The following is a 9,778-nucleotide window of genomic DNA, read 5'->3' on the forward strand; positions in this document are numbered from 1 at the left end:
CCGGGCCTTTCTTTAAGGAACGATGCCCTATGTATATCGGGATAGATCTTGGCACATCAGGCGTAAAGGCCATTCTGCTCAATGAGCAGGGCGATGTGGTCGCTTCGCAAACAGAGAAACTCACCGTTTCGCGCCCGCACCCGTTATGGTCAGAACAAGACCCAGAACAGTGGTGGCTGGCAACGGATCGCGCTGTGAAAGCCCTGGGTCGGCAGCATTCACTTCGCGAGGTGAAAGCGTTGGGAATTGCCGGACAGATGCACGGCGCGACGCTACTGGATGCACAACAGAAGGTATTACGCCCGGCTATCCTGTGGAACGATGGTCGCTGCGCCGAAGAGTGCGTCATGCTGGAGAGCCTGGTTCCGCAGTCTCGTGCCATCACCGGCAACCTGATGATGCCTGGCTTTACCGCGCCAAAGCTGCTGTGGGTACAGCGCCACGAACCGGAGATTTTTAGCCGGGTTGATAAAGTCCTGCTGCCGAAAGATTACCTGCGCCTGCGTATGACCGGCGATTTCGCCAGCGATATGTCTGATGCGGCTGGTACCCTGTGGCTGGATGTTGCGAAGCGTGACTGGAGTGATGTCATGCTGGAAGCCTGTAAGCTGACTCGTGCGCATATGCCTGCGCTCTATGAAGGCAGTGAGATTACCGGAACATTGTTGCCAGCAGTCGCCAGGGCCTGGGGAATGCAGGAGGTTGCGGTGGTCGCCGGAGGTGGGGATAACGCAGCGGGGGCGGTTGGCGTGGGCATGATGAATGCCGGTCAGGCGATGCTATCGCTGGGTACTTCCGGGGTCTATTTTGCGGTCAGCGACGGCTTTCTCAGCAAACCGGAAAGCGCGGTCCATAGCTTTTGCCATGCCTTGCCTGAACGATGGCACCTGATGTCTGTGATGCTAAGTGCGGCATCCTGCCTGGACTGGGCGGCAAAATTAACCGGACTGGCGAGCGTTCCTGCGTTGATTGCCGCAGCGCAACAGGCGGATGAACACGCTGAGCCGGTCTGGTTTTTACCCTATCTGTCCGGTGAACGTACGCCGCACAACAACCCGCAGGCAAAGGGCGTATTTTTCGGTCTGACGCATCAGCATGGTCCGGCGGAGCTGGCACAGGCGGTGCTGGAAGGCGTTGGTTTTGCATTGGCTGAGGGTATGGACGTGGTACACGCCTGCGGCGTGCAGCCCTCCAGCATTACGCTGATTGGCGGCGGGGCGCGCAGCGAATACTGGCGTCAGATGCTGTCTGACATCAGCGGATTGCAGTTGGATTACCGTACCGGCGGCGATGTTGGTCCTGCTCTCGGTGCGGCGCGTCTGGCGCAGATTGCCATTAATCCGCAGCAGCCATTATCAGACCTTCTACCTCAGCTTACGCTGGAGCAGGCGCATTATCCTGATGCCGAGCGCCATGCCCTTTACCAACAGCGTCGGGAAACCTTCCGCCGAATCTATCAGCAATTACACCCGCTGATGTCCTGACCCTAAATCCCCTCTGGTAAACAGCGGGGATTTATCAAATATATATTTCAATCTAATTAATAATTAGCGCGCATGAATTTATTCTGAAAGTCCGGCGTAGTGGCCTTTTCTGTGTTGTCTTTAGTGGGTTATTCATATTGTATCCATGATGGATAAGGAGGTCCCAATGAAGACGACAAGGCTGTTGCCATGGATATTATTCTTCTCTGGTGCATTTATTTACGTTATTGGCTTATGGCGGGCATGCCCGTTATTGAGTAGCAAAGGCTATTTTTTCGCCGTGCTGATGACGGGAATGTTTGTGACGTACGTTTATCAGCGTGCAGAAAATCTCAATCAGAACGATGAACACTTCGCCTCTGTATGTCAGATGGTGGCGCTCATCACGGTAGGGGTGCTGTTGGTGGGCGTATTGAATGTCCCATTATCACCCCTCGAAAAGGGGCTGTTCCCGCTGGCATTCATCGTATGTTTACTGGGGCAAGTTTTACTCATGCGTTCAGCAGAATAGTTATCTAAAGGACCGGAATTCTAAATGGAAAACAGGACATCAACTTATTCACCGGCATTTAGTATTGTGTCATGGGTCGCGCTTCTCGGCGGCATTGTGGTTTATCTGCTGGGGTTGTGGAATGCCGATATGCAGTTGAACGAAAAGGGGTATTACTTTGCTGTTTTGGTGCTTGGTTTGTTTTCTGCTGCGTCGTATCAAAAGACGGTACGGGATAAATATGAGGGGATCCCGACTACGCCGATTTACTACATAACCTGTCTTGCCGCGTTTATTATTGCGGTTGCATTGTTGGTTATCGGTTTGTGGAATGCCACGCTGCTGCTAAACGAGAAAGGGTTTTACGGCCTGGCCTTCTTTTTAAGCCTGTTTGGTACCGTTGCGGTGCAGAAAAATATCCGTGATAGTGGCTTTGAGCATCCAAAAGAAACGCTGGCAGTCGCAGACGATTTTACGGAGTGATCGTATGCCCTCGATGGTTACCGATCGAGGGCTTTTATTGTTAGCTCACCAGTCTGCGCGTATCGATGCGCTGCAACAATACAGACAACAGTAAACTTCCCGCCAGCGTGGCGCTAAAAATCCATAGCATATCCAGCGGCGGCCAGTTTTTGAGTTCTACACCGTTGGTGCGTAGCGCGTGAATGATCAGCGCATGAAAGCCATAAATGCCCAGGGAGTGGCGGGAAATAAGGCCCAGTACCGGCAGAGTGCGCGTACTGAGCGTATTTTTGACCAGCGTCAGGAGGGAGGCAGCACAAATAAACACCGCCGGGCCGCAATAGAGATACCAGGTATCGGCAAAATTGCCTCGCCAACGCAGTTCATGCAACGTGCCTCGAGAAATAATAAACACTGCGATGATAAACAACGCCGCACAGAGCCAGGTAAGTGCGCGCTTGTGCGTATCCATCATACCAATCGCTCGGCCTAGCATACCGTACACGATGTAGTAGAACGTGTCGCCACTGATGTACAGGTTGATGGGAAGCCACTCAAAACCGCCAATTTTTTGTGAGACGGTATTGGGATTGGCAATCACCCCAATCACCACCATAAGCGCCAGCAGCATCTTGCCGCTGATATTTTTTACCTGTATCAGCGGGGAAACCAGGTAGATTACGGCGATCGCGAAGAAAAACCACAGGTGATAGAACACCGGCTTTTGCAGCAGGTTTTTCAGCGACAGCTCAGCGTTGATCGAGGTAAACAGCAGGATGTAGGCCAGCGCCACGCTGCTGTAAAACAGGATGCAGAGCGCAATGCGCATGAAATGGCGCGGCTTGGCGCTGCGCTCGCCAAAAAACAGATAGCCCGAAATCATAAAGAACAACGGGACGCTGACGCGAGAAGCTGAATTGAGCACATTGGCCAGATCCCAATTCAATGGGCTGACGCTTTGCGCATTGGTGATGTACCAGGTCGTGGTGTGGATCATCACAACCATGAGACAGGCTATCCCGCGCAGGTTATCAATCCAGAATATTTTGGGCTGCATCAGTTCCTCTGTATCCATTAAAAAAAGTCTGACCGAAAATTTGCGAGCGTAGCTCACTGGAAAAATCCGAGTTCTTACGCTAAAGCTTGAGATGGTCTGATGAGATTCTCAAAATAGCATCCGTTTCCAGACACTTAATAATAAGACTGACCAGCAAACCAGGCGGTAATAAAATGATGATGAAGTATTTCTTTTCCGCGATCGTTACCCTTTTACTGGTTGCGTGCGCCGACACCCAGCCGCCTGCACCTGCGCAGAAGGCGCAAAAGATCAAAGTCAGTGCAACACGTTCGCTGGATATGGAGTCACTATGTAAAAATGAGGCGGCACAAATCTACAACACTGGAGTGCAGAAAATTGATATCTCCGGTCTGGAACAATTCCAGGGCAGCTATGAGATGCGTGGTTCTACCTTCCGTAAAGAGAGTTTTGTTTGCTCTTTTGATGCAGACGGGCAGTTTTTACACCTTTCCATGCGCTAAGTTCCCCCTTTTTCCCGTTTCGTACTGTATATCTTGCAGCCAGCGGGTATACTGACCGCTTCCTTTAAATCCACACGTATCCAGCACGAAATAATATGCAAAAGTTTGATACCAGGACCTTCCAGGGCTTGATCCTGACCTTACAGGATTACTGGGCTCGCCAGGGCTGCACCATCGTTCAACCATTGGACATGGAAGTCGGCGCGGGGACATCTCACCCAATGACCTGCCTGCGGGCGCTGGGGCCGGAACCGATGGCGACTGCTTATGTGCAGCCTTCTCGTCGTCCGACCGACGGCCGCTATGGCGAAAACCCGAACCGCTTACAGCACTACTATCAGTTCCAGGTAGTGATTAAGCCGTCTCCGGACAACATTCAGGAGCTGTACCTGGGTTCTCTGAAAGAGCTGGGTATGGACCCGACCATTCACGATATCCGTTTCGTGGAAGATAACTGGGAAAACCCAACGCTGGGTGCCTGGGGTCTGGGTTGGGAAGTGTGGCTGAACGGCATGGAAGTCACGCAGTTCACCTACTTCCAGCAGGTTGGTGGTCTGGAATGTAAACCAGTGACCGGGGAAATTACCTACGGTCTGGAACGTCTGGCCATGTACATTCAGGGCGTAGACAGCGTTTACGACCTGGTCTGGAGCGACGGCCCGCTGGGTAAAACCACTTACGGCGACGTGTTCCATCAGAACGAAGTGGAGCAATCCACCTACAACTTCGAATACGCCGACGTGGACTTCCTGTTCACCTGCTTCGAGCAGTACGAGAAAGAAGCGCAGCAGTTGCTGGCGCTGGAAAATCCGCTGCCGCTGCCTGCGTATGAACGTATTCTGAAAGCCGCCCATAGCTTCAACCTGCTGGATGCGCGTAAAGCCATCTCCGTCACCGAGCGTCAGCGCTATATCCTGCGTATTCGCACCCTGACCAAAGCAGTGGCAGAAGCTTACTACGCTTCCCGTGAAGCCCTTGGCTTCCCGATGTGCAACAAAGACAAATAAGAGGCGGCCATGTCTGAGAAAACTTTTCTGGTGGAAATCGGCACTGAAGAGCTGCCACCAAAAGCACTGCGCAGCCTGGCTGAGTCCTTTGCTGCGAACTTTACCGCGGAGCTGGATAATGCTGGCATCGCGCACGGCAACGTGGAGTGGTTCGCCGCGCCGCGTCGTCTGGCGTTGAAAGTCGCTGCCCTGGCTGAAGCACAACCCGACCGTGAAGTAGAAAAACGCGGCCCGGCTATCGCCCAGGCGTTTGATGCCGAAGGTAAACCGAGCAAAGCGGCCGAAGGTTGGGCGCGTGGCTGTGGCATCACGGTTGATCAGGCTGAGCGTCTGACCACCGACAAAGGCGAGTGGCTGCTGTATCGCGCGCATGTGAAAGGCGAAAGCGCTGAAGCGTTGCTGCCGAATATGATCGCCACCTCACTGGCGAAGCTGCCGATCCCGAAACTGATGCGCTGGGGCGCGTCTGACGTTCACTTCGTGCGTCCGGTTCACACCGTGACGCTGCTGCTGGGCGATAAAGTTATTCCGGCAACTATTCTGGGTATTCAGTCCGATCGCGTGATCCGCGGGCATCGCTTTATGGGCGAGCCGGAGTTCACCATCGATAATGCCGATCAGTACCCAGAAATTCTGCGTGAGCGCGGCAAAGTGATTGCGGATTACGCTGAGCGTAAAGCCAAAATCAAAGCCGATGCCGAAGACGCGGCGCGTAAAATTGGCGGCAACGCCGATCTGAGTGAAAGCCTGCTGGAAGAAGTCACCTCGCTGGTGGAATGGCCGGTCGTGCTGACCGCGAAGTTCGAAGAGAAATTCCTCGCTGTTCCGTCCGAAGCGCTGGTTCACACCATGAAAGGTGACCAGAAGTACTTCCCGGTATACGCGAACGACGGCAAACTGCTGCCGAATTTTATCTTCGTTGCCAACATCGAATCCAAAGACCCGCAGCAAATCATCTCCGGTAACGAGAAGGTGGTTCGTCCGCGTCTGGCGGATGCCGAATTCTTCTTCAATACTGACCGTAAAAAACGTCTGGAAGACCATCTGCCGCGTCTGCAAACCGTGCTGTTCCAACAGCAACTGGGTACGCTGCGCGACAAGACTGACCGTATCCAGGCGCTGGCGGGCTGGATTGCTGGTCAGATTGGCGCTGACGTTAACCACGCAACGCGTGCTGGCCTGCTGTCCAAGTGTGACCTGATGACCAACATGGTCTTCGAGTTCACCGATACCCAGGGCGTGATGGGCATGCACTACGCGCGTCACGATGGTGAAGCGGAAGATGTCGCTGTGGCGCTGAACGAGCAGTATCAGCCGCGTTTTGCCGGTGATGACCTGCCGTCTAACCCGGTTGCCTGTGCCGTGGCGATTGCCGATAAGATGGACACACTGGCGGGTATCTTCGGTATCGGTCAGCATCCGAAAGGCGACAAAGACCCGTTTGCGCTGCGTCGTGCCGCGCTGGGCGTACTGCGTATCATCGTTGAGAAGAACCTGAATCTGGATCTACAAACGTTGACCGAAGAAGCGGTTCGTCTGTATGGCGACAAGCTGACTAACGCCAACGTGGTGGATGATGTGATCGACTTTATGCTCGGTCGATTCCGCGCCTGGTATCAGGATGAAGGTTACACCGTCGATACCATTCAGGCAGTACTGGCGCGTCGTCCGACTCGTCCGGCTGATTTCGACGCACGTATGAAGGCGGTTTCGCACTTCCGTACGCTGGAAGCCGCGTCCGCGCTGGCTGCAGCGAACAAGCGTGTATCGAACATCCTGGCGAAGTCTGAAGAGACGCTGAATGACCGCGTAAATTCGGCAACGCTGAAAGAGCCGGAAGAAATTGCGCTGGCGCTGCAGGTTGTGGTGCTGCGCGATAAGCTGGAGCCTGTCTTTGCAGCTGGTCGTTACCAGGAAGCGCTGGTTGAGTTGGCGGAACTGCGTGAACCGGTTGATGCGTTCTTCGAGAAAGTGATGGTCAACGTGGAAGATAAAGATCTGCGTATTAACCGTCTGTCTATGCTCGCAAAACTGCGCGAACTGTTCCTGCGCGTAGCGGATATTTCTCTGCTGCAGTAACGCTCCTGAGCTGACTTAGAAAAGCCGGATAAGCATTGTGCCATCCGGCTTTTTTGTATGTTGTTAGCGCAGCTGTAATTTTGTCAGACAGGTCTGGCTGTCTTCCATCGTCTTGATGGGATACTCTGCCGTTTTACCGTTGTAACTTACCGCGATTGTGCCTGCCATATTGCGCGGTAGCCATACCCCGACGAAGCCATTTCGACCGCTCTTCATCACTTTTTGTACCATCACCTCACCCTTGTTATCCGTCACTTTGACATTGAATGCCTTCTCCGGCATTTCGCCCTGGCAGCCAGAAAGGCTGTGGTTGAAGCAAGGATGTGTTTGCCATTCATAGGGGGCAAATGACAGATAGAACTTGTCACCGAGCGGTAGGGTATAAATCTGATCGCCCGAAGAGAGCTTCAGTTCGGTACTGGTGATAGATGCTGAGTACGGCAGCGGGCGGTTCTGTGGCGACTGGTCAATGGTCTCGACGATTTGCTCGACGGATTTACCGCTGAGCCCGTGTTCCGCCAGAAAAGCAGCTTCCGGAGTTGCTGCGAACGCGCTACCGGTTGTGAGCAAACCTAAAACCAGCAGCAGTGAGGATTTCGACATAGCTTCAATTCCTTGTGAATATTGTGGAATACAGACTGGCTCACTATAAAGCTTGCCCTTAGGGAAAGGTCAAAGGGAGGACGGGTAAAGTAATGCAAAGAAGCGTTTGGGCGGGGAGTCTTGCGAAGTACAGATAAAAAAAATCCCCGCCGTTTGGCAGGGATTCAGAATTTTGAGCTTTTTAAGCTTACAGGCTGGTTACGTTGCCAGCTGCCGGGCCTTTAGCGCCGCTTTCGATGGTGAAGGAAACTTTCTGACCTTCGTCCAGAGATTTGTAGCCATCGTTCTGGATAGCAGAGAAGTGTACGAACACGTCTTTAGAGCCATCGTCAGGAGTGATGAAGCCGAAACCTTTGTCAGCGTTGAACCATTTTACGATACCAGTCATTTTACCGGACATAGTGTATTACCTTTTAAAAAATAAGTGTGCCTTTCGGCGATATGGCGTGCTTTACAGATTTTTTAACAGTAAAGGAAATGCTCACTACGAAGGGTATCAACGATAACTCTTGAAGGGACTTGCCTTACTAACTGCTGTAATGGTCTGTACGTCAAACCGTTGAGGGCATTAACTCATTTTACGCATGTGGATGCAACTACTATTTTCTTTTTTGTGGATAACCCCCTTAAGGGAACGGCCCTTTTACAGGACCGTTCATAAGTAAAATTGAAAAATAGTTCAATCCATCAGTTGCTTACTTAATCTTGGGTCTGCCTGAATCAGGCGCATTAACTTCAATTCGGTATTGGAAGGCTTTACGCGTTTAGACTCCCATTCATGAACCGTCGCGACTGTCACGCCCATCACTCGGGCAAAATCAACTGTTTTTAAACCTGTCCCTCGTCGTAGCTGTTCAAATTCGGTGAAAGGGTTGGTTTTTTGCGTCAGAGTAACCGTCTGCGATACATCTTTAAAAACAATCTGCTCCAGACTGCTCAGCAGTTCAAACATAGGATCTTTGTATTCCATTGAGAACTCCTACAAATCACACAGCGGGATCGTGAATTTCATCGAAGCTCATTAAGAGTAGTCGGAAAAAATGAAGCCGGATTTTAGGTTTGCGTGATGGATTCGTTTCAGCGGATCGGGGTCGACAATCTTTTGCAGGCTAACGAACTGATAAAGGTCGGGATCTGCGAACGATCGATCCCAATTGTAAAGATGACTAAAATATGACGTCGTGTGGTAAATGGCGCATTGTTTAGCAAAACGATGGGTGGCGGGAGCGGTTATTTTCCCCCACAAGATTACGCGGAAAGGGTATCTTGCGGGGCTGACCTGGACTATCCTTGTCAACGTCAGGCACGCGGGTGTCGTTGTGCGCATTTTTGGGTGAAAGGAGTATTAAAATGGCGACAGGTAAGTCCTGCTCTCGCTGGTTTGCGCCTGTTTTGGCGCTCTTAATGGTAGTTGGCCTGAGTGGGTGTTTTGATAAAGAAGGCGATCAACGCAAAGCGTTTATCGATTTTCTGCAGAATACTGCAATGCGTAGCGGAGAGCGTTTACCAACGCTGACCGCCGATCAGAAAAAACAGTTTGGCCCGTTTGTGTCCGATTACGCGATTCTGTATGGCTATTCGCAGCAGGTTAATCAGGCAATGGACTCCGGTCTGCGCCCGGTGGTTGATAGCGTAAATGCGATTCGTGTTCCTCAGGATTATGTGACTCAGCGTGAACCGCTGCGTCAGGCAAATGGTGCGTTGGGCGTATTAGGGCAACAGTTGCAGAATGCGAAACTGCAGGCAGATGCTGCGCATGGCGCGCTGAAGCAGGGCGAGGATCTGAAGCCGGTCTTTGACCAGGTCTACAATAAAGTCGTCACTGTACCTTCAGAGGCGCTACAGCCGCTGATCCCTGCCGCGCAAATCTTCACGCAGCAGTTAGTGCAGGTCGGTGATTTTGTGGCACAGCAGGATACGCAGGTGAGCTTTGTCGCTAACGGTATCCAGTTCCCAACTTCACAGCAGGCAAGTCAGTACAACACTCTGATTGGCCCGTTGGCCTCTCAGCATCAGGCATTTAATCAGGCCTGGACTGCTGCGGTGAATGCCGCTCAGTAATGAAGGCGCTGTAATACATAAAAGGCCGGGTAAGCGTAAGTGCTACCCGGCCT

The 9,778-nt window shown here is 52.3% G+C and carries 11 protein-coding genes; 7 read left to right on the plus strand and 4 right to left on the minus strand.

Features of this window, described 5'->3' with window-relative positions:
- Positions 1 to 29: 29 nt before the first annotated feature.
- The 3 genes from xylB to yiaA all read left to right on the plus strand — a co-directional run bounded on the left by xylB (position 30) and on the right by yiaA (position 2,457).
- On the plus strand, positions 30 to 1,484 hold the full coding sequence (xylB, locus tag FDW87_RS12990; RefSeq protein WP_019078074.1) for a xylulokinase: 1,455 nt from the start codon (positions 30 to 32) through the stop codon (positions 1,482 to 1,484).
- A gap of 166 nt (positions 1,485 to 1,650) precedes the next feature.
- Positions 1,651 to 1,995 carry an inner membrane protein YiaB gene (gene yiaB / locus FDW87_RS12995; protein WP_137379821.1) on the plus strand — a complete coding sequence of 115 codons (345 nt, stop codon included), beginning with the start codon at positions 1,651 to 1,653 and terminating at the stop codon, positions 1,993 to 1,995.
- 24 nt (positions 1,996 to 2,019) lie between these two features.
- Positions 2,020 to 2,457, plus strand: a complete 438-nt coding sequence (gene yiaA, locus FDW87_RS13000) for an inner membrane protein YiaA (protein ID WP_016154922.1) — start codon at positions 2,020 to 2,022, stop codon at positions 2,455 to 2,457.
- Positions 2,458 to 2,497: 40 nt separating this feature from the next.
- On the opposite strand, the gene FDW87_RS13005 is transcribed toward yiaA, so the two are convergent.
- Positions 2,498 to 3,493, minus strand: a complete 996-nt coding sequence (locus tag FDW87_RS13005) for an acyltransferase (protein ID WP_016157729.1) — start codon at positions 3,491 to 3,493, stop codon at positions 2,498 to 2,500.
- Positions 3,494 to 3,666: 173 nt separating this feature from the next.
- On the opposite strand from FDW87_RS13005, the gene FDW87_RS13010 reads away from it, so the two are divergent.
- From FDW87_RS13010 to glyS, 3 genes are all read left to right on the plus strand, one after another.
- Positions 3,667 to 3,975: a YsaB family lipoprotein gene (locus tag FDW87_RS13010; RefSeq protein ID WP_016154920.1), complete on the plus strand. Its 309-nt coding sequence runs from the start codon at positions 3,667 to 3,669 to the stop codon at positions 3,973 to 3,975.
- Between the two features lie 95 nt (positions 3,976 to 4,070).
- On the plus strand, positions 4,071 to 4,982 hold the full coding sequence (gene glyQ, locus FDW87_RS13015) for a glycine--tRNA ligase subunit alpha (protein WP_001168551.1): 912 nt from the start codon (positions 4,071 to 4,073) through the stop codon (positions 4,980 to 4,982).
- 9 nt (positions 4,983 to 4,991) lie between these two features.
- Positions 4,992 to 7,061, plus strand: coding sequence for a glycine--tRNA ligase subunit beta (gene glyS, locus FDW87_RS13020; RefSeq protein ID WP_016157728.1), 2,070 nt, complete (start codon positions 4,992 to 4,994; stop codon positions 7,059 to 7,061).
- A gap of 63 nt (positions 7,062 to 7,124) precedes the next feature.
- Here glyS and cueP read toward each other — a convergent pair whose 3' ends face one another.
- The 3 genes from cueP to FDW87_RS13035 form a co-directional block, all read right to left on the minus strand.
- Entirely contained in the window at positions 7,125 to 7,664 is a 540-nt protein-coding gene (gene cueP / locus FDW87_RS13025) for a copper-binding periplasmic metallochaperone CueP (RefSeq protein ID WP_104651747.1), read from the minus strand.
- A 187-nt stretch (positions 7,665 to 7,851) separates the two neighbouring features.
- On the minus strand, positions 7,852 to 8,064 hold the full coding sequence (gene cspA / locus FDW87_RS13030; protein ID WP_000014594.1) for an RNA chaperone/antiterminator CspA: 213 nt from the start codon (positions 8,062 to 8,064) through the stop codon (positions 7,852 to 7,854).
- Positions 8,065 to 8,343: 279 nt separating this feature from the next.
- Positions 8,344 to 8,634 (minus strand): HTH-type transcriptional regulator, encoded by a 291-nt coding sequence (locus tag FDW87_RS13035; RefSeq protein ID WP_137379822.1) that lies wholly within the window; start codon positions 8,632 to 8,634, stop codon positions 8,344 to 8,346.
- A gap of 380 nt (positions 8,635 to 9,014) precedes the next feature.
- Between FDW87_RS13035 and FDW87_RS13040 the strand changes: the two genes are divergently transcribed.
- Positions 9,015 to 9,725 carry a DUF3053 domain-containing protein gene (locus FDW87_RS13040; RefSeq protein ID WP_016154915.1) on the plus strand — a complete coding sequence of 237 codons (711 nt, stop codon included), beginning with the start codon at positions 9,015 to 9,017 and terminating at the stop codon, positions 9,723 to 9,725.
- Positions 9,726 to 9,778: the final 53 nt, after the last annotated feature.

Source organism: Citrobacter sp. wls826 (assembly GCF_005281245.1).
GTDB classification, from domain to species: Bacteria; Pseudomonadota; Gammaproteobacteria; order Enterobacterales; family Enterobacteriaceae; genus Citrobacter; species Citrobacter braakii.